This window comes from Streptomyces sp. NPDC040622 (assembly GCF_055593965.1).
In genome coordinates this window covers 1-20285 of the sequence record NZ_JBVIXD010000032.1, presented here as the reverse complement: position 1 = coordinate 20285, position 20285 = coordinate 1, and the positions used below count along the sequence as shown (strand labels likewise).

The window sequence follows — 20285 nt, the reverse complement described above, 5'->3', positions numbered from 1 at the left end:
GCGATATGTGGTGGGCGAGTTAACGCCTCGGGCCCGTCTGGGGATGCTCAAGTCGGTTTCTGCAGCGGTGAGTTGCTGCGTTCTTGTCATGCCTGAACCCTATGGTGCGGCCCTTTTCCTCTTACGGTCGCCTCCCCTCTTCCGCGGCGCGCTTCCAGGATTTCGGGACCGGTTCAAAAGCGGTGGTGCTCGCCGGCCGGGGCGGGGGCCGGCCACTGCGCCGAGGAGCCGGCGCCCTGGAGGCGGGCGGAGCCGGTGGCGACCCCGATGGCGGGCGCGGCCGGGGCGGTGCGCCGGCGGCGCGCCCGGGGGCCGTGGGTGCTGCTGGGCGGCGCCGCGGGAAGCGGCGGGGCGGCGGGGGCGGCGGACGGGGGTCCGGGCACGGCGGCCAGCGGGCCCGCCGACTGGAGCCGGGCGACCAGCAGCGTCGCCGCGTGCGGGTCGTCCACCGCGGCGGCCGCGATCCGGGCGGTGTGGCGCCGGCCCAGGCGGGCCCGCAGGCCGGTGGGCGGCGGGGCCAGGTCGGCGCCGGTCGTGCGCAGGTGACGGGTGCTGGACTGCCAGGCGGGGGCCAGGCGGTGGGCCAGGGCGCGGCGCAGCCGGTAGCCCAGGCCCACCGTGGTGCCGTGGCCGGCCAGCACCTGGTCCAGGACCAGGGCGCCCTGCACGGCCTGGGTCATGCCCTGGCCGTGGGCGGGGTCCAGGACGGCCAGGGCGTCGCCGACGACGAGGAACTGGTCGGGCCAGCGGCGCAGTTTCTCGAAGTGGCGCCAGCGGTTCTCGGTGCGGGCGCAGGCGTAGAGGGGGCCCAGCGGGGTGGCGGCCTCGATGACGTCGCGCAGCAGCGGGTGGCGCAGGGCGCCGGCGGCGCGCAGCAGCCCGGCGTGGTCACCGGGCGGGCGCTCCCCGTCGGCGGCGCACAGCGTCACCGACCAGCGTCCGCCTTCCAGGGGGCTGAGGGTGCCCTGGCGGGGGTTGTCGGGTGAGGCCATCAGCAACAGGCCCTGCCAGTCGGCGACATGGCCCACCGGTGGGGCGAACACGGTGGACACGTAGGTGCTGCGGGCCACGGCCACGCTCTCGCGCGGTCTCTCGTACCCCAGGGCGGCCAGCCAGTCGGGGGCGCGGGAGGTGCGTCCGGAGGCGTCCACCACGAAGTCGGCGGATATCAGCCGTGCCGGTCCCCAGCCGCCGGGGGCGTGCCGGTCCCGGCCGCGCGCCCAGACGCCGGTGACGGTGTCGTGGCGGTCGGGCTGCAGGGCGACGACCTCGTGTTCGGGCAGGAAGCGGACCCGGGGCTCGGCGTGCAGCCGGTCGCGGATGACGGAGTCGATCAGGTCGCGGCCCGCGCTCAGGACCGGCAGGCCCGCGTCGAAGCGGGGCAGCCAGCCGTGCGGGCCGAGCAGCAGGACGTCCTGGGGCATGCGCAGGGTGAGCGCGCCGGCCCGGGCGAAGTCCCGGCCGATGCCGGGGAAGAGGTCTTCCAGGCCCTGCAGGGCGGCGGTGGTGAGGCTGTGGGTGTGCCGGGCCTGGGGCACGCCGCGGCGCCGTCCCGCGCCGCGCGGCAGTGGGTCGCGCTCGATCACGGTGACCCGGTCCACGGAGTTGGCCAGGGCCCGCGCCGCGGTCAGCCCGGCCAGGCTCGAACCGATCACCACGGCGTGGCTGCGGCCGTCGCCCCCCTCGGCGACGCGTGCGTCCGGACTCATCTGGGCCGCCCTTCCGGTGCCTGTGTGGTTGCATCATGCGGCGTACCGGCGCCCGTCCGGCGGGCTTTGCCCGACCGCGGAACGTCCCGCCGGCCCCGCGGGCACAGTGCCGCGCCCCCGTCGGCAGCCGGCCCCGGCAGGGCCGTCGGAGTCCGATGTGCCTGGTGGGGACGGGTGGGCCGGCACTCCTGCGGCCCTCCGGCACGACGGCCGGCCCCGCGGTGGGGTGCCGCCGCGGTTCGAGCGGCCCTCGAGGCGGCCGCGACGATCTCTCCGCCCCGTGTCGAGCGGGCGGGCGGCCCCGCCCGGGGGGGGGTGCGGGGAGGGGGCCGGCGGTCCGCGGAGGGGCCGTTGCGGGGATCCGGCCGTACGGGTGCCGGGCCGGACGCTACGCCCGTGGACGGGTGTTGGGCCGGACGGTACGCCCGCGAGCGGGGAGTTGACCCGGACGCTACGCCCACGGGCGGGGAGTTGACCCGGACGCTACGCCCGCGAGCGGGAGCTGACCCGGACGCTACGCCCGCGAGCGGGAGCTGACCCGGACGCTACGCCCGCGAGCGGGAGCTGACCCGGACGCTACGCCTGTGGGCAGGAGTTGGACGGGAGGGGGTGGCGCGAGGGTCTGCCGCGAGGAGTCCGTGCCACCGCGCCCGAGGTGACAGCCGGCCGGTCTGCCCGTACTCCCCCGTCCGGCACGGCAGGTACTGGGCGGACCGTGCACCGGCGTCCTGCGATGCCCTTGCGCCGGGCGGCTTCGGGCCGGGCGGCGGGCGGATCCGTCCCGCGCCGCCGCGCCCGGGGGCGCCTACCGCTCTTCCTCGGGGCGGACAGGGAACAGGGCACCGGGGGGCGGGAGTTGGCCGGGTGTGCCGGGACCGGGCCGTCTCCCGGATGTGCGCCTCCCCGTCCGCACGCGGTGACCGCCCCGGCCCGCCAGGCGCGGCGTGCCCGACGGCCGCCGCCCGGCGAAGGCTCCGGGCAGGACCCTGAGCCCCCCCCCGGCGCCCTCGGTGCCCGGCCGCAATGCCCTGCCCGGCGCGGGCGGGTGGTGCCGCCACGGCGGACCGGGCCGGAGCCTGCCGGACCGGCCCGGAGCCTGCCGGACCGGCCGGGGCCCGCGCGGCGGCGCGGCGGCGGACCGGCCCGGCGGGCGGGCGGGCGGAGCCCGGGGCGGGGTCAGGTCGTGCGGTAGGCGACTCGCGTGGCCATCTGGGCCAGTTCGCCGCGCCAGACGGGGTCGATGGGGATGTCGGCGATGGCCTGGCAGCCCTGTTCGACGAGTTCGGCGATGTGTTTCTCGACGTCGTCGGGGACGCCGGTCTCCAGCAGGCGGCGGCGGACCTCGTCGGGGGCGTGGCCGGGGGTGGTGATCAGGTGGTGGATGCGGTCGTCGCGCTGCATCGCCCAGCCCAGCAGCAGGGTCATCTTGTGCTGCTGGAAGTCGAGTCCGGCGGGTTTGCCGGTGTCGGCGGAGTCGCCGAAGGCGTCCAGCAGGTCGTCGCGGAGCTGGAAGGCCTCGCCGACCGCTGCGCCGTAGCGTTCGAAGGCGGGGACCAGGTCGGCCCGGCCGGCCGCGCTCGCCCCCACGGCCAGGGGCCGGTGGATGGTGTAGTGGCCGGACTTGGCCAGGGCGATCCAGCGGGAGAGGCCGGGGTCGACGGAGAACTCGGCGGCCGCGCTCATGTCCATGTACTGGCCGACCATCAGTTCCGAGCGCAGGGTGTTCCACACCGGGAGCACCGCGGCGGGTGCCTGGGCCATCAGCTGTTCGGAGTAGACCAGTGCCAGGTCGCCGACGAGGATGGCCACGCCCTCGCCGAAGCGGCGGGGCTCGCCCTGCCAGGCGTGCCCGGCGTGCAGCGCGGTGTGGCGTGCGTGGACGGTGGGCCTGCCGCGCCGCTGGTCGGAGGCGTCGATGATGTCGTCGTGGATGAGGGCGGAGGCGTGCAGCATTTCCAGGGCCGCGGCGGCGGCCACGACCGCGGGATCTTGCGGGTCGCCGTCGGCGGCGAGGTAGCCGGCGACGCAGAAGGCGGGCCGGATGCGTTTGCCGCCCGCCTCGACGAGTTCGGACAGCGCGTCGACCGCGCCGGCGGCACGGTCGTTCACCGCCGCCCATAACGTGTGCTCGGCTGCGAGGAATGCGCGCAGATGCTGTTCCATCTTCTCCAGCAGGCCCTCGCTGGTGCGGCGTGCGATGCCGGTCGATTCCTGGTCCGTGCCGATACAGGTCGTTTCCATGGCCACTGCTTTTCCTTGCGTCGGGGGTGAGCGCGTAAGGGGAGCACCGGGGCGGCCGGTGGGCCGCCCCTTTCGTTGTCGCGGGCAGGGGTTGGGGGCCGGGCGGATCGGGTCGGGTCCCTGGGGAAAGGGTCGGGCAGGCGCCGGACGTCCAGGGCGGCGGGGGGCGGGCCGGCGGGCGGGGGTGGCCCGAACGTGCCGGTGGCGGGCGGGCGGTGGCCGGGCGCGGGGTGCGGGCTGCGGGCGTTCGCGGCGGGCCCGGGCGGATGGCCGGGCGGGCGGCGGCGGTGTCTGCGGGCCGGGGAGCGAATGGCTGTAAAGCGGTCTTCGGGGTGAGACTGCCATAGCCTGAAGAATCCTGGAGTTCCCCTCCAGAAAAGGGGAATCTAGAGTTCCCCTTTAGTGGGGATCGATTACGAAATGAAAAGTTTACGCACCGCTGGATTACCGCTCCCTTCCCGGTGGGGCGAGCGTTGACACCCCCCGACCGCGCATGGAACTCTCCGAGTGCGCCCGTGGCTTCGGCCGGGCGGAGGTGGGGATCCGGGGCAGCAACGGGGGGATGGAACGCGCATGAAGGCCGTATCCGCTGAGTACGTCGGGGCCTGTGGCTGCCGGGCCGTTCGTGAATTCGTCGCCGGAATTTCCTGACGGGGCCGCCCTGTTGGGCAGGTGCCGCGGCGGCGCGTGGCCGGATTTCCGGTCCTGATTTCCCGGCCTGTGCTCCCGTCCGGATTTCCCGTCCTGTTTCCCGTACGGGGGCTGTTCCCTCCGCCCCCGTGGGCCATCGATCAAGCATTCACTGAAGTGACCGGCGTGGAGTGGTGTGCTCCGGGCCGGTCGCGGGGCGCGTCAGCTCATGAAGGAGATTCAATGGAGTTTCAGTCATGCCCCAGGAACCACGGCCAGGAGATCCCTGCCGCGGCCGGCTCCGTCCTCTGTGCCGTCTGCATCGAGCAGCTGGCGCGCACCCTGCGCACCCTTCCCGGCCTCCACCAGGAAGGACTGCACCACATCCTGTCGACCTCCCGGCGGCGGAACCCGACGAAGGTGTCGGGCAGCCGCAGGCGGGACCACCTGAATATTTCCGCACTCGACGCCAGGAACAATATTCTCGCCATCCTGGAGTCATGGTCCGGGTATGTCGTGGAAAAGCTCGGGGCGACCGCCCCTTCCCGTTCCGTTCCGCATCTCGCATGCTTTCTGATCCTCAACCTGGAGTGGCTCACATCGCAGCTTCCCGCTGCTGAATTCGCCGATGAAGTCGAGAGTCTCCACGTGGAGTCGATGCGCGCCATCGACCCGGAACAGGATGATCACGGTGCGCCCGTCATCGGGTGTGTCGTGGACGACTGCCCGGGAACGATCAATGCTTCGCCGCGTCCTGCGGACAACGCGGTCCGGGGCAGCATCAGTTGTTCGTCAGGACATTCATGGGAAATGCGTGAACTGCTTGCCATTCGGCATCTCATGGACCGGCAGAGGAAGGACGCCGCATGAACCGACCGCCGCGCCACCGACTCGTTCCCACAAATGTGGCGGCTCTCGCCACGGGTGTGTCCGAAGCGACCATCCGCAAGTGGGTGAGCCGGGGAAAGATAACGCGTTACGGCTCCCCAGGACGCTCGCAGTTCGACATAGAAGAGCTCACCGAGATCGCGCTGCAGCGCCGGCGCTGACCCGCCGGTGCGGCTGCGGTCCGCGCCAGGGCGGGCCGCGTACGTGCTGCGACGGCCGCCGCCGGCGACCGGCCCCCGGGCGGGGCGGGTTGCCGGCGGCGGCCGTCGCGGTGCGGGCCCGGCCTGTCTACGGGGTGTGCGGGGTGCGGGGCGCATCGGGCAGGGTGCGCGACAGGGCGCGCCGGGTCAGCGGGGCGGCGGCGCCGGTGTAGGCCTCGGGGGCGAACAGGTCGGCGGTGCCGGCGCCGGCCAGGACGGGTGCCGCCCGTTCGTCCTGGCGCAGGACGTCGGCCAGGGGCCTGCCGGTGCGGGCGGCCTGGGCGGAGGCCTGGTTGAGCAGGTCCCGTGCGGCGGTCTTGCCCAGGGGCGGGGCCAGGACGGCGGCGATCCGCTCGGAGACGATCGCTCCGCCGGTCAGGGCGGCGTTGGCGCGCATGCGGGCGGAATCCACCGAGAGCCTGCCGGTCAGTTCCACCGCCTGGTGGGCCGCTCCCCCGGCCAGCCGCAGCAGGGCGCGCAGCGGTTCCCATTCGGCGTGCCAGGCGCCGGCGGAGCGTTCGTCCTCGCTGAGCATGCAGCCCAGGACGCCCGCGGCGAGCTGGGGGGCCTGCAGGGCGGCGGAGCGGACGGCGGTGGCCAGGACGGGGTTGCGTTTGTGGGGCATCGCCGAGGACGCGCCGCGTCCGGCGGGGGCCGGTTCGTGCACCTCGCCGACCTCGGTGCGGGTCAGCGACAGCACGTCGACGGCGATCTTGCCCAGGGCGGCGCAGGTGAACGCGGTGCTGTGGGCGAGGTCGGCCATGGGGGTGCGCAGCACGTGCCAGGGCAGCAGCGGTGCGTGCAGGCCCAGTTCGCGCGCGTAGGCGTGGGTGAGGTCGTGGACGTAGGCGGCGGGGTCGGTGCCCGGGGCGTGCTGGAGGTAGCCGGCCAGGGTGCCGGCGGCGCCGCCGAGCTGGACGGGGGCCCGGGCGGTGAACGCGTCGAGGCGCTCGGCGGCGTCCAGGACGAGGTGGCGCCAGCCGGCGGCCTTGCAGCCGAAGGTGGTGGGCACCGCGTGCAGGGCCAGGGTGCGGCCGGCCATCAGGGTGTCCTGGTGGGTGCGGGCCAGGCCGGCCAGGGCCGTCGCGGTGGCGGCCAGGTCGGCGCGGACCAGGCGCAGGGCCCGGCCGGCGACCAGGATGCTCGCGGTGTCCAGGATGTCCTGGCTGGTGGATCCGCGGTGCACGTAGGCGGCGGCCTCGCTGTCGTGGGCGGCGACCAGCGCGGTGAACTCCCTGACCAGGGCCACCACCGGGTTGGCGGACTGGCGGGCCTGGACGGCCAGGGACGCCAGGTCCAGGTGTTCGGCGCGGGCCGCCCGGGTGATCACCTGGGCGGCGCGGGCGGGCACGGTGCCCAGCGAGGCCTGGGCGCGGCTCAGGGCGGCCTCGGCGTCCAGCATGGCCTGCAGCCACGCCCGGTCGCAGACCGCGGCCGCCACGGGAGTGCCGGCCCAGACCGGCGCGAGCAGCCCGGAGTCCGGCGCCGCCTGCTCCAAGAGCGGCTGCTCCGGGGCCGGTTGGGGCAGGGCGGGCGGGGGTGCGGCGGGCGTGAGGTCAGTGGACATGCGTGGCTCCTTGTCCGGTGGGAACGGCCTGCCCCGCCGCGGGCGCCGGGCGGCCCGGCCCGGGCGGGCCGGGGGCCGGGGCCAGGGCGGCGCGGGCGATGGCGTCGGCGTCGGTGAGGGTCACCGAGTTGACGCCGGGCCGGATGCCCGCGGCCGTCACCCAGTGCACCCCTTCGGTGGGCACGCCGAAGGCGAAGCGGTGCGGGTGCGGGCGCCCGGCCGCGTCCAGCAGGTGGAAGGGCCGCCCGGTGACGGCCAGTCCGTCGCTCTCGTAGGGCTCCTGGGCGCGGGTGCGGGCGGGGATGCGGTGGGTGGTGCACTGGCCGCTGTCCAGCAGGTGGCGCAGCAGCCGGTCGCCGGTGCGGCGCACGGTGGTGGCGGGCAGCCGGGCCTCGACCAGGGCCTGCACCCGCAGCCGTGAGCCGGGCACCAGCGGGGAAGTGACGGTGTATCCGCCGTCCTGGACCTCCACGTGCAGGCCCGGGCCGACGACCTGGAGGACACCGGCCTCGATCAGCGCGATCATCTCCTCGACGCGGCGGGCCGGCGGGCCGATGGAGAGGTGGGCGTTGAGCGGGGTGTACCAGGCGTCCAGGTCGCTTCGGTGGGAGTCGCCGTGCAGCCCGCCGTGGTCGACCAGCAGGCGGATCTCGTTGCGCAGGTCGCGCAGGACGTCCAGGGCGGCCTTGAGGGGGCCGCTGACGTTGCCGGTGCGGGCGTCGGCGACGTCCTGGCGCAGGTGGTCGAGGAGCCAGCCGGTGAAGTCGTGCGGGCCGGTGAACTCCCGGTCGCGGTAGGGGCGGGCGAGCAGGTCCCAGTCCCAGCGGTACTTCTCGCCGATGCCGTGGAAGGCCAGGACGGCGTCCCGTTCGCCGGGCGCGGCGGCCAGGTAGGCCGCCTGCAGCTGGTCGGCGCTCTCGCGGTGCCCGCGGGAGGTCAGCAGCGTGCGGTAGTAGACCGCTTCGGCCTCCAGGGCGATCAGCGGCCACACCTCGCGCCGGAAGTCCAGGCCGCTGGGGTGGGTGCGGCGCAGCGCGGCGATGCGCTGCCCGGTGAGCAGCAGCGGCTCGTGGCGGCCGTGCGGGCCCTTCTCGTTCTCGCCCCGGGCCTGGTAGGGGATGCCGCGCCGGGAGCCGGCGTACAGGCGCGGCTCGTGGCCGCTGGGCCGGTAGGTGAGGCGTCCGGCGGTGCGGGTGAAGGTGCCGCCGCGGCCGGCGGTGAGCTGGGCCATGTAGTCGAAGAAGTTCAGGCCCAGGCCGCGCAGCAGCACCGTGGCCGCGGGGGCCAGGACGTCCAGGTCGGTGTCGGCGGGGTTGGCCGGCGGCAGGTGGGTCAGGCCCAGGCGGCGGGCCCGGCCGGCGAAGTCCCGTTCGCTCTTGGCGGGGTGGGCCGGGAGGTGTCCCTGGCACAGGATGACGGCGTCCAGGCCCGTGATCGGGGTGTGGTCGGCCAGGGTGACGCGCTGGCGGCGCCCCTTGGTGCCGGCCTCGTCGTCCAGCGCCACGGCCGGCGCGCGGTGGGCGGTGACCGTGACGCCGGCGGGCGCGCCGTCGGTGATGCGCCGGTAGGCCCAGCGCAGGTAGTGGCCGTAGAAGGCGCGGGTGGGGTAGGTGTCGGGGCCCAGGGCGCGGGCGCTCTCCAGCACGTCCGCGTCCTGGCCGGTGTCCTGGCCTGCGGTGTCTTCGGCGGTCAGGGAGCGGGCCCATTCGTAGAGGCTGGGGCCGGTCTCCAGCGGGCCCTCGAGGTCGACGCTGGCGTCGGTGAACACCGATATCTGTCCGGCCACGGTGTTCATGAGCAGGTGCGGCGACTGGTCGGTGCGCCACACCTTGCCGGGGCCGGGCGGGTAGGGGTCGATCACGTGGATGTGCAGGGTGCTGCCCTGGGGCTGCAGGCGGGCGTTGGCGCACAGGCGCTCCAGGACGGACAGTCCACGCGGTCCGGCACCTATCACGCACACCGTGCGGTGGCTCGCTGTCATGTCTACCGTTTCTGCTGGTCAGGCTGCGGGGCCCGGACCGTGGGGGCAGGCATCCCCCACGGGGTGCCTGCGGGCGGTCCGGCAAGCACCGGGCCGCGGGGCGGGCGGCGGTGCTCCGGCGCGCACGCCCCCTCTTGGCCGCCCGGGAGGTTCCTCGACCGGGCGCGAAAGAAGCGGGGGGTGCGGGAAGGGTGTGGCAGGCGGGCGGACGGGGCCTGTCGCGGCCGGTGGAATCCGGTGCGAGGGGCCCGGCCGCGTGCCGGGGGCGGCCGCCCGTCACCCGCTGTCGCGGGGCGGACGGTAGCCGTTCACCATTCCCGCAGGGCGTGGCCCGCGGCCGTGCCGCCTCCGCAGCCTGCCCCGGCCGGCAGGGCCGACTGCCCCGATCCGCCCGTGTGCCGGCGGGTGTTCGGGTGCCGGGAGTGAGGGGCGGAGGCCGCTGCGGGGCCGGTGCCGCCCGCGCCGTGGGAGGCGCTACGGTCCGGCCCGGAGGCGCCCGTGCCGCCACGAACCGTGCTGCCGTTCATGCGTCTGCTCCTCTCGTCTCGTCCTCTGGATTCGCTGCGTGTACGAAGGGGTGGGGCTCTCCGGTGCCCAGGCGCCCTGGCCTGCGCGGGCGTTGGGCGGGAGGACCCAGGTCTGCACGGCGCCGGCCACGTGCCCGTGGAGGCGGCGGGTGACCGCGCCGGCCGGGCCGGTGCGGGCGCGCGGCCCCCCGGGTCACCGCCGGTGGCCTTGGCGCCGAGGCCGCCCGCGGCGGGCGCCACCTCGGCCGGTGCGCCGGTGCGGGCGGTGCGGGCGGCGCCCGGCCCGGCTCCGCGCAGCAGGTGGTGGCGGGGTGGCAGGCGGTCAGGTGCGGGCCCCGATCCTCGGGGGGGCGCGCCGCACCCTGGCGGGCGTGGCGGGCGTGGCGGGTCAACGGCGCGGCGCGGCGCGGGAAGCGTTCCTGGGCGCCGGCGGCCGGCAGCCGTCGCGCGGCAGGGGGACGGCGCCCTTGGGCGGCCCGCCTCACCGCCGCCGGCGAGGCACAACACCGGGCGGGCGAGGGGCAGTTCCTTCCCGTGCCCCTGCCGGCTGGGACGCCACCGCGGCCGGGGCGCCCGCCGCGGTGGCGTCCACGCCGCACGGGAGCCAGGAGCGAGGCCCGGCGGGATCACGCGGTCCCCGATCACGTCCGGGTGCGCGTCGGCGGTGACGTCCGGGGCGGCGCGGGAACCCGGCGGGCGGGCGGCGCAGTCCGCCGCCCGGAGCCCACCGCGCGCTCCCCCGCCAGGATGGCCCTGGCAATGGGCGCGCCCGGCACAAGCCTCGGTTCTCCTTGCCCTTTTCCGACGTGAAGGCCGGGGTGAGGATCCGGGCGCGTGCAAGGGAACGCGGGAAAACCGGGTGGCGCGCACGGCGGCGGAAAGCGGGCCGGCCGGGGCGCGCGGCACCCGGGGTAAAGAGGGCGGGCTGTTCCGTGTTTCGGGCGGGGAATCGCCGCGCCGGTACGGATTCGGCAGGGGCACCCGCTCCCCCGCCCCTGTGGTGCTTTTGGGCAGGGTGGATGCACTGGAATAGTGACACGCGGGGCGACTGCGCGCCTAGAGCACCCCGAAGTGGTGTGGGTCACGTGGCGGTTGTGTCTTTCCGGGACCCAATTCGGCGGCTTTCGGGGCGGCTTGATATTCCGCCGGGCGGGCACGGCACGGCGCCGCCCCCGGGCCCACAGGCCCGGGGGCGGCGCGAAGAGGAACGGCTCGGCGGCCCGTTACGAGGTGACGCCGGTGGGGGCGGGCCGGGGCTCCGCCTCGTCGGCCTCGGCCTCGGCCAGCACGTTGCGCGGCACGGCGTCCACCTTCTGCATCAGCGCCACGACGAGCGCGGCGGCGACGGCCACCAGGATGGCGCCGACGCGGAAGGCCCGCGAGGCTCCGTCGGACTGCGCCACGCCGGGCAGCACGCCCTGGCCGATGTGGTCGTTGGTGTAGCGGATGGCGAGCGGCACCAGGGTGGCCAGGCCGAGCGCGCCGCCGATCTGCTGCATGGCGGTCTGCACGCCGGAGGCCAGACCGGAGTCCTTGCCGGTGACCTGGTAGAGCGCGCCGTTGACCAGGGCCGGGTAGCACATGGCGCTGAACAGGCCGAACACGATCATGCCGGGCAGCACACCGCCGGCGTAGGAGGAGTCGGCCTCCAGGGTGGAGGCGACGTACAGTCCCACGGCGCTGCCGAGGAAGCCGATGGCCAGGACCGCCTTGACGCCGATGCGCGGCATCAGGCCGGAGGCGGCGCCCATGCCGGCGCCCATCGCGAAGGCCAGCGGCACCACGGCCATGCCCGACTTGATCGGGGAGTATTCGAGCACGTTCTGCATGTAGATGATCAGCAGGAAGGCGTAGCAGTGGAAGCTGGCCAGCAGGGCCAGGGTCACCACGTTGGACGTGACGCGGGTGCGGTTGGTGAAGAAGCGGATGGGCACCATCGGGTCGGAGACCCGTGTCTCCCAGACCGCCGCGAGGATCAGGACGGCGATGCCGCCCAGCAGCGGGATCAGGACCGTGGAGGAGCCCCACTCGTGGTCGGCGGCCTTGATCAGGCCGTACACGACCGCGACGAGACCGCCGGTGATGGCGACCGCGCCGACGAAGTCGACGCTGCGGCCCTCGCGCTCCATGCGGCTCTCGGGCATGACCTTGGGCACCAGGATCAGCGCGGCGACGGCGATGGGGATGTTGATGTAGAAGATCCAGCGCCAGTCGACCCATTCGGTCAGGGCGCCGGAGACGACCGAGCCGATGACACCGCCCAGGGCCGCGGTGCCGCCCCAGACGCCCAGGGCCTTCATCCGCTCACGGGCGTCGGGGAACAGGATGGGGATCATGCCCAGGGCCGCCGGGCCGCACAGGGCTTCGCCCAGGCCCTGGACGAAGCGGCTGGAGACCAGCATGCCGGAGGACATCGCGGCGCCGCAGGTGGCCGAGGCGACACCGAAGAAGATGACACCGGTCATGAAGATCTTGCGGCGGCCGTACATGTCGGCCAGCCGGCCGCCCAGCAACAGGAATCCGCCGGCGGTCAGCACATAGCCGTTGATCACCCAGGCGAGATCGCCGGTCGGGTTGAATGTCAGGTCCTTGTCGATCTCGGGGAGAGCGACCAGGACGATCGTGACATCCATGACGAGCATGAACTGGATGGCGGCCAGAATGGCCAGTGCTTTCCATCGCCTCGGGTCGGCAGCGGCGACGGCGTCGTCCGCCCCGCCCGTGGACTCTTTGTCGAGAGTACTCATGGCCTGTTTGCTTCCTCCGAATAAAGTGCGACCCAAGAAGGCCGTCCGCGCGGACATTCCGGCCGGCGCCGGTGAATCGCCCGCCCCGCCGGTTCACGGGTTGGCGTCCGTCCCGACCAGTACGACGAAACAGCCCGCCGGAATGTGAGGGGAGAGTTCGCGCTTGTGGGCCGCGCGGCACGATGGGGGGGTTCTCCCGGCCGGCCGGGAGGCCGACGGCGCCGGTGCCGGTGCCGGTCAGCCGACCAGGTAGCGCTGGATGGTGGGCGCGACGAGGGCGACGACCTCGTCGACCGATGCCGAGGCGATCGGCTCGAGCTTGACGACGTAGCGCAGCACGGCCACGCCCCACACCTGCGCCTGGGCGGCGTTGATGTTCATGGGCGGCACGCCCAGGGCCCTGGCCACCTCGTCGAAGTCCTTGGCGGGCTCGTCCAGGGAGACCGCCAGCTGCTGGAAGATCTGGTGCGACATGAAGTCGCGCATCCGGGCGGCGCCCTCCTCGCCGGCGAACACGGCACTGAAGGCGCCCAGGAGCTGCGGGCGGGCCTGCGGGTCCTCCCACCGGGACAGGGCCGCCCTGAGGAGGCTCTCGGCCAGTTCGGCGCGCCGGCCGGTGAGCGAGGCCGCCCCGGCCTGGGCGAGTGCGTCCCCGATATCGGTCAGGGCGGCCGGCCCCTTGACGGCGTCGGACATCTCTCCTCCTTCTGGGACAGGCGGCCCGCGCGCGCCGGGCGCCGGGCCTGTGGACTGGGGGTGGTACGGGACGCCCCGGAGGATCGGCCCGGGGCATCGCGGGGAGCACGCGGGTGGCGCGGGTGGCGCGGGTGGCGCGGGTGGCGCGGGTGGCGCGGGTGGCGCGGGTGGCGCGGTGAACGGTGCTGCGGGGCGCGGGGGTTGGGGCGCTGGGCGTATCGTCGCCCAGCGCTGCTCGGCTCCCGCTCGACGGCCGCTGGAAAGGGCGCGGCCGGGGGTGCGGCCGGGGGGTGCGGGGGTGTCAGTCGATGCCGCGCACGAGGTGGGTCTCGAAGGTGTCGTCCTCGTCGATGCCGGCGAGCCGCAGCGGCGGGAGAAGGGCCGGGAGAGGGGCCGGCGCGTGGACGGGCGTGTCCCGCGGTGGCCCGGTGTCCTCCTGGTGGGTGCCGTGCACCTTGTCCTCCTGCCGTGGGGTCGTGGGGTCGTGGGGGTAGTGGTCCGGCCCGCCGGGGCCGTCAGTGGTGGGCGGCGAGGCCGTGCGGGGCACTGGGCGCGTTCGTGATGTTGCGGTGGATCTCGAGTGTGGCCGTCGAGCGGTTGAGGGTGATGTAGTGCAGTCCGGGGGCGCCTTCGGCCAGGAGCTGTTGGGCCATGGCGGTGGCGTGGGCGACGCCGATGCGGTGGCCCTCGGCGGGCTGGTCGCGGGCGGCGTCCAGGCGGTGGGCCAGGTCCTCGGGGAAGGCGGCGCCGCTGAGTTCGGCGAAGCGGGCGATCTGGCGCACGTCGGTGGCCGGCATGATCTCCGGGATGATCGGGGTGTCGCAGCCCGCGGCGGTCACCTTCTCGCGCAGGCGCAGGTAGTCCTCGACGCGGAAGAACATCTGGGTGATGGCGTAGTCGGCGCCGGCCCGGCACTTGGCGACGAAGTGGCGGATGTCGCTGTCCCAGTCGGCCGAGCGGGGGTGGCGTTCGGGGAAGGCGGCCACGCCGACGCTGAACTCCCCCGACTCCTTGACCAGGCGCACCAGTTCGTGGGCGTGGGTGAGGCCGTCGGGGTGGGCGGTCCAGGGGGCGCCCGGGTCGCCGGGCGGGTCACCGCGCACCGCCAGGACGTCGCGGACCCCGGCGTCGGCGTACTGGCCGATGATGTGGCGCAGTTCGGCCACCGAGTGGCCCACCGCGGTCAGGTGGGCGACGGGGCGCAGCGTCGTCTCGGCGGCGATGCGCTGGGTGACCTCGACGGTGCGCTCGCGCGAGGAGCCGCCGGCGCCGTAGGTGACCGACACGAAGGTGGGGGCCAGGGCCTCGATGCGGCGGATGGCCCGCCACAGGGTGCGGGCGCCGGCGTCGGTCTTGGGCGGGAAGAACTCGAAGGAGAAGCTGGGGGCCTGGCGGGTGATGAGGTCGCGCAGCGCGGTCATGGCCGTCCTCCGGCGTCGGGGGAGCCGGCCTGGGGGCGTGCGAAGGCCCGCCCGGGGAGGCCCTGTTGGCCCGCGGCCGCGTGGTGGGCGGGCAAGGGGCCGCTCTTCGCGCGGTCCACGCCGGCGGCGGCGTACTCCCGGCGCACGAAGCGCACGGGGCGTACGGGGCGGGGGCGGGGGCGGGTGGCATCGGGGGCTTGGCCGCGGCCCGCCGGCGGCCGGACGTCCTCCGGGACGCGGCCCCGGGCCCGGCCCCGGGCCCGGCCCCGGGCCCGGGGCTGGGGCTGGGGCTGGGGCTGGGCCCGGGGCTGGGGCTGGGGCTGGGGCTGGGGCTGGGCCCGGGGCTGGGGCTGGGGCTGGGGCTTGGTGTCCGTCGCGGCGGCGGCGCCGGCGGTGCGGGGGGCCGGGGCTCTGCGCGGCGCGTCGGCGTGTTCGCGGTGGGGGGTGTTCATGCGGTTCCCGCGATCCGTGTCTCCAGGGCGCGGGCGGCGGCGGGCCCGTAGCTCTGCTCGATGCGGGCACTCAGGTCGGCGGGGTTGAGCTTGTACTCCTGGGTGCCGACCGATTCCAGGACGGTGGTGGCCAGCGCGCAGCCGAGCTGGGCGGCGCGTTCGTGGGGCAGTTGCCAGGCGGTGCCGGCCAGGAACCCGGCGCGGAAGGCGTCGCCGGCGCCGGTGGGGTCGGCGATGGTGGTGGCCGGGACGGCGGCGACGGGCAGGGCGGGGCAGCCGGCGCGGGCCAGCGAGACGCCGCCGGCGCCCAGGGTGGTGATCCAGGTGCCGACCCGTTCCAGGAGGTGGGTTTCGCTCCAGCCGGTGCGTTCCTGGAGCAGCGCGGCCTCGTACTCGTTGGTGAACAGCCAGCGGGCGCCCTCGACGAGCCGGCGGGCCTGGTCGCGGTCCAGGCGGGCCAGTTGCTGGGAGGGGTCGGCGGCCACCGGGATGTTCAGGCGGTGGGCGGTGGCGGTGTGGCGCAGCATCGCCCGGGGGTCGTCCGCGCCGATGTGGACGAGGGCGGGCGGGCCGGTGCGTTGGACGAGGGCGGCCAGGTCGATGCGGGCGGCCTCGGCCATGGCGCCGGCGTAGAAGGTGGCGATCTGGTTCTGGTCCTGGTCGGTGGTGCACACGAACCGGGCGGTGTGCAGGGTGTCGCTGACCTGGACGGCGCCGGTGTCCACGCCGTGCCCGCGCAGCCAGCTGTCGTACTCGGCGAAGTCCAGGCCGGCCGCGCCGACCAGGAGCGGGTCAAGGCCCAGCAGGCCCAGGCCGAAGGCGATGTTGGCGCCGACGCCGCCCCGGCGGACCTCGAGCCGGTCGGCGAGGAAGGACAGGGAGACCCGCTCCAGCTGTTCCTTGATCAGCTGTTCGGCGAAGCGTCCGGGAAAGACCATCAGATGGTCGGTCGCTATCGATCCGGTCACGGCGATACGCACGGAAGGGCACTCCTTGCGGCTGGGGTGGCGTCAGGACGGCGTGCAGGACTGGCCGGTGGGCGGTGCGTGCCCCCGCCCCCCCCACCGGGGGGGGCGGCGCGGGGGTGGGTCTCAGAGTGCGTCGGCGGCGCGGCGCAGGGCGTCGGCGCGGTCGGTGCGCTCCCAGGTCAGGTCGGGCAGGTCGCGGCCGAAGTGGCCGTAGGCGGCGGTCTGCGCGTAGATGGGGCGCAGCAGGTCCAGGTCGCGGATGATCGCGGCGGGGCGCAGGTCGAAGACCTCGTTGACCGCTTGTTCGATGGCGGCCTGGGGGACGGTGGCGGTCTCGAAGGTCTCGATGAACAGGCCGACCGGTTCGGCCTTGCCGATGGCGTAGGCGACCTGGACCTCGCAGCGGGTGGCCAGGCCCGCGGCGACGATGTTCTTGGCGACCCAGCGCATCGCGTAGGCGGCGGAGCGGTCGACCTTGGAGGGGTCCTTGCCGGAGAAGGCGCCGCCGCCGTGGCGGGCCATGCCGCCGTAGGTGTCGACGATGATCTTGCGGCCGGTCAGTCCGGCGTCGCCCATCGGGCCGCCGATCTCGAAGCGTCCGGTCGGGTTGACGAAGAGGCGGTGGCCCTCGGTGTCCAGCTTGATGCCGTCCTCGGCGAGCCGGGCCAGGACGTGCTCGACGACGTGGGTACGGATGTCGGGGGTCAGCTGGTCGGCCAGGTCGATGTCGGCGGCGTGCTGGGAGGAGACCACGATGGTGTCCAGGCGCACCGGGCGGCTGCCCTGGTACTCGATGGTGACCTGGGTCTTGCCGTCGGGGCGCAGGTAGGGGACGGTGCCGTCCTTGCGGACCTCGGTCAGGCGGCGCGAGAGGCGGTGGGCCAGCTCGATGGGCAGCGGCATCAGGGCGGGCGTCTCGTCGCTGGCGTAGCCGAACATCAGGCCCTGGTCGCCGGCGCCCTGGCGGTCCAGCTCGTCGCCCTCGCCCTGCACGCGCTGCTCGTAGGCGGCGTCCACGCCCTGGGCGATGTCGGGCGACTGGGCTCCGATGGACACCGAGACGCCGCAGGAGGCGCCGTCGAAGCCCTTGGCCGAGGAGTCGTAGCCGATCTCCAGGATCTTGTTGCGGACCAGGGTGGCGATGTCGGCGTAGGCGGCGGTGGTCACCTCGCCGGCGATGTGCACCTGGCCGGTGGTGATCAGTGTCTCGACCGCGACGCGGGAGGCGGGGTCCTGGCTGAGCAGGGCGTCCAGGACGGTGTCGCTGATCTGGTCGGCGATCTTGTCGGGGTGGCCCTCGGTCACGGATTCCGAGGTGAACAGGCGGCGGGACATGACACTCCAGGGCAGAAGGGGCTGACGGACAGAGCGGGTGCACGAGGCCGGTGGCGGTGGTGCGTGCTCGCGGCGGGTCCTGTGCTGCGGGCGGTGCGGGCGGTGCGGGCGGTGCGGGCCCGGGGTCTGGCGGACGGTGCCGCCGGGGGCCGGAAGGCCTGGCCGGGCGGGGCGGTGGACGGGCGGGGCGTGAGCGGGGCGTGGGGCAACGGCCGGGCGCAGGCGCGGTGGTGACCGCCCGCCGTGCGCGCGGGACGCGTGCGGCGGGCGCGTGCGGCGGACGCGTGCGGCCGGCCGGCCGGGGCGGGCGGGCGGCGGCAGGCGCCGCGGCGGGCCGCCCCGGGCGGGTCTCCGTGCGGGAACGCCGGCCCGGGAGGTGTACGTGCGGGAACGGGCCGGCCCGAAAGGTGTACGTGCCGCGGCGGGCCGGGCCGGGCGGGTGTACGTGTCGCGGCGGGGCCGGTCCGGGCCGGCAGGGGCCCGGGGGTGTCCGCCCCCGGGCCCCCGCCCTGCCTGCCTGTCCGCCTGCCTGCCGCGCGCCTGCCTGTCTGCCTGCCGCGCTCCCGCCCGCCTGCCTGTCCTGTGCTCGCCTCTCCCCCGGGCCCTGTCGCGCGGGCCGGCAGGTGGCCGCACCGGGTGCCGGGGCGGGCCGGTGGCCGGGGCGGGCCGGTGGCCGGGGCGGGGCCCGGGGGGGTCAGGCGCGGTCGGCCAGGTGGTCCTTGAGGTGGCGGGCCAGTGCGATGCGCTGGACCTTGAGCGTGGCGGTGCGCGGGAGTTCGGCCTGCGGGATCTGGACGGGGTCGGCGAGCTGGGGGAAGTCGGTGACGGCGGCGCGCCAGCGTGTGCGGTCCAGGGGGGTGTCGTCGGTGGTGCAGATGACCGGGACGGGTTCGTCGCCGGGGCCGGGGACCACGACCAGTTCGCTCAGTTCGGACAGGCGGCCCAGCACCACGTCCTCGACCTCCAGGGAGCTGCGCACTCCGGCGATCATGTCGACTTCCCGGTCGAGCATGTGCAGGCAGCCCAGGCGGGTGCGGTAGCCGACGTCGCCGGTGCGCCACCAGGCGCCGTTGCGGTTGGTGTCGTAGCGGTCCTGTTCGGCGAAGTAGGTCTTGGCCAGGCCGGGCCAGGCGACTTCGATGAAGCCGGGGTTCTGCTCGGAGGGGGTGTGGCCGTCGCGGCTGACCACGCGGACCTTGGCGGCGCCGCCGGGCATGGCCCAGCCCACGCAGCGTCCGTTGGCCTTGTGGGCGGAGTTGCGGAAGTAGGCGCGGCCCACGGCGGGGCCGACCTCGCTCTGTCCGTAGATCTGGAAGAAGAGGGCGCCGGGGCGGTCGGAGGCGTTCAGCAGGCGGCTCATGGTGCGCGGGTGGATCGCGTCGAAGGTGCTGCTGAAGATCTTCACCGAGGCGAAGGGGCGGCGCGGGTCGGCGGTGAGGTCCTCCCAGTCCATCAGGGAGTTGGGCAGGGCCTCGACGAAGGCGGGCCGGTGGGTGAGGAACTGGTCGGCGACGGTGTCGGGGTCGCTCTCGCGCAGCAGCAGGATGGGGAGTTCCTTGAGCAGGGCCAGGGACATCGCGGCGACCATCCGCGAGTGCACGAAGGGGATGTGGATGGCGACGGGGTCTTTCCTGCGCAGCAGGCGCAGCAGGCGCCACTGCGGGACCAGGCGGATGCCCTGGGTGCGGGGGGTGTGCACGACGAGTTTGGGCAGTCCGGTGGTGCCGGAGGTGTGGGTGATGACGGCGGCCTCGTCGATGGGCCGCACGACGGGGGTGATGGGCGGGGAGTCGGCGAGTGCGGCCAGGGAGGTGGTGCCCTCCCGTTCGCCGGCCGCGATGATGACGCGGCGGGTGAGGTCGGCCAGCGGCTGCTTGGCCAGGCCCGCGTCCAGGCGGGCGGTGTCGGTGAGCAGGCTGGGCCGGCCCACCCGCTGGATCAGGGCGGCGACGGTCTCGGCGTCCAGGGCGGGCGAGAGCATCACCGGGACGGCGCCGATGCGGGAGGCGGCGGCGCCGAGCATCCAGATGTCGGCGTTGGCGCTCTTGTGGATGACCAGGTGTTCGTCGGCGCGTACGCCGGCGGCGTGCAGGCGGGCGGCGAGGTCGTCCACGGCCCGGGCGAACTCGGCGACCGTCAGGCGCCGTCCGGTGCGGGGCAGGGCGTCCAGGGTGTGGTCGAGGGTGATGGGTGTCGACCCGTTGACGGCCGCGGCCATCTCCGGCAGGAGACCGAGGTGAAGACCGCGCTTTTGTATCGATTGGTAGACCGTGGAGCCCTTCATCGGGGCTGTCTCCTTTGCGGGGTTCGGTGGACAGGCGGGCCGGCCAGGGGCGCGGCGGGTGGCGGCGGGAGAAGAAACTTTCCGGCGCGGCCTCACAATGCGCGCGGGTGCGTCGTCGAAGAGGTGAGGCGGACGGGGCGCACCCCCGACCGGGCGGGGGTGCCGTGGCCGGCATCCCCGCCCGGGGGCGGGTGGGTGCCCGGTCCGCAGCGGGGCGCCGGGGGCGCCCCCTCGGGCCGGGGTGTGTGTGCCGGCCGCGCCCCCGGGATCCGCCCGCCGTGACCGCCGGCCGGGCGGTGCGGTTCTGACCGAGGCCGCACCGCCCGGCCGGTCCCCGCCCCCCGTGCCCGTCGCGGTGCCGGTGTGCGGTGCGGGCGCACGGCGTGGGCGGCACGGATCCGGGTGTACGGGTGCGGGTGTACGGCTTCGGGTGTACGGGGTGCGGGCGGCGCGGCGGCCCTGCGCGGCGTGTCTCAGGGCTCCCGGCGGTCCGGGGCGGATGGTTCCGGGTGACAGGGCGGCGGGGTGGCGGGGTGTCAGGTGGTGGTGGTGCGGCCGGCTTTGAGGGCGGCGGCGGTGTCGGTGACGCGGCGGGCCTGGTGGCGGGCGGCCTGCAGGGCGACCTCGCCCGGTGCGCCG

At 75.1% G+C, this 20285-nt stretch carries 13 protein-coding genes; 1 reads left to right on the top strand and 12 read right to left on the bottom strand.

From position 1 onward, the window contains the following. Positions 1-173 precede the first annotated feature (173 nt). Positions 174-1709: an FAD-dependent oxidoreductase gene (locus tag ACZ592_RS40145; RefSeq protein ID WP_471586728.1), complete on the bottom strand. Its 1536-nt coding sequence runs from the start codon at positions 1707-1709 to the stop codon at positions 174-176. A 1176-nt stretch (positions 1710-2885) separates the two neighbouring features. Next, on the bottom strand, positions 2886-3950 hold the full coding sequence (locus ACZ592_RS40140; protein WP_471586727.1) for a polyprenyl synthetase family protein: 1065 nt from the start codon (positions 3948-3950) through the stop codon (positions 2886-2888). Positions 3951-4823: 873 nt separating this feature from the next. On the opposite strand from ACZ592_RS40140, the gene ACZ592_RS40135 reads away from it, so the two are divergent. Continuing rightward, positions 4824-5450, top strand: coding sequence for a hypothetical protein (locus tag ACZ592_RS40135; protein ID WP_471586726.1), 627 nt, complete (start codon positions 4824-4826; stop codon positions 5448-5450). A 306-nt stretch (positions 5451-5756) separates the two neighbouring features. Here ACZ592_RS40135 and ACZ592_RS40130 read toward each other — a convergent pair whose 3' ends face one another. The 10 genes from ACZ592_RS40130 to ACZ592_RS40085 form a co-directional block, all read right to left on the bottom strand. Further along, positions 5757-7235 (bottom strand): nitrosuccinate lyase, encoded by a 1479-nt coding sequence (locus ACZ592_RS40130; RefSeq protein WP_471586725.1) that lies wholly within the window; start codon positions 7233-7235, stop codon positions 5757-5759. Next, positions 7225-9216: an FAD/NAD(P)-binding protein gene (locus ACZ592_RS40125; RefSeq protein ID WP_471586724.1), complete on the bottom strand. Its 1992-nt coding sequence runs from the start codon at positions 9214-9216 to the stop codon at positions 7225-7227. The genes ACZ592_RS40130 and ACZ592_RS40125 overlap by 11 nt, the downstream gene beginning before the upstream one ends. Positions 9217-10966: 1750 nt before the next feature. Then, complete coding sequence (locus tag ACZ592_RS40120) at positions 10967-12490, bottom strand: MFS transporter (RefSeq protein WP_471586723.1); 1524 nt, start codon at positions 12488-12490, stop codon at positions 10967-10969. A 237-nt stretch (positions 12491-12727) separates the two neighbouring features. Next, the gene (locus tag ACZ592_RS40115; RefSeq protein ID WP_471586722.1) at positions 12728-13186 is read right to left on the bottom strand and encodes a TetR/AcrR family transcriptional regulator; all 459 of its coding nucleotides are present in this window, start codon (positions 13184-13186) and stop codon (positions 12728-12730) included. A 301-nt stretch (positions 13187-13487) separates the two neighbouring features. Then, a complete protein-coding gene (locus ACZ592_RS40110; protein WP_471586721.1) occupies positions 13488-13640 on the bottom strand; it encodes a hypothetical protein in 153 nt (50 codons plus the stop codon). 61 nt (positions 13641-13701) lie between these two features. Next, the gene (gene metF / locus ACZ592_RS40105; protein WP_471586720.1) at positions 13702-14607 is read right to left on the bottom strand and encodes a methylenetetrahydrofolate reductase [NAD(P)H]; all 906 of its coding nucleotides are present in this window, start codon (positions 14605-14607) and stop codon (positions 13702-13704) included. Further along, positions 14604-15059 carry a hypothetical protein gene (locus ACZ592_RS40100; protein WP_471586719.1) on the bottom strand — a complete coding sequence of 152 codons (456 nt, stop codon included), beginning with the start codon at positions 15057-15059 and terminating at the stop codon, positions 14604-14606. The genes metF and ACZ592_RS40100 overlap by 4 nt, the downstream gene beginning before the upstream one ends. Then, a complete protein-coding gene (locus ACZ592_RS40095) occupies positions 15056-16039 on the bottom strand; it encodes a carbohydrate kinase family protein (RefSeq protein ID WP_471586718.1) in 984 nt (327 codons plus the stop codon). Before ACZ592_RS40095 ends, ACZ592_RS40100 begins: the two co-directional genes overlap by 4 nt. Before the next feature lie 111 nt (positions 16040-16150). After that, positions 16151-17362 carry a methionine adenosyltransferase gene (gene metK / locus ACZ592_RS40090; RefSeq protein WP_471586717.1) on the bottom strand — a complete coding sequence of 404 codons (1212 nt, stop codon included), beginning with the start codon at positions 17360-17362 and terminating at the stop codon, positions 16151-16153. A gap of 694 nt (positions 17363-18056) precedes the next feature. After that, a complete protein-coding gene (locus ACZ592_RS40085; protein WP_471586716.1) occupies positions 18057-19646 on the bottom strand; it encodes a class I adenylate-forming enzyme family protein in 1590 nt (529 codons plus the stop codon). Between the last annotated feature and the right edge of the window lie 639 nt (positions 19647-20285).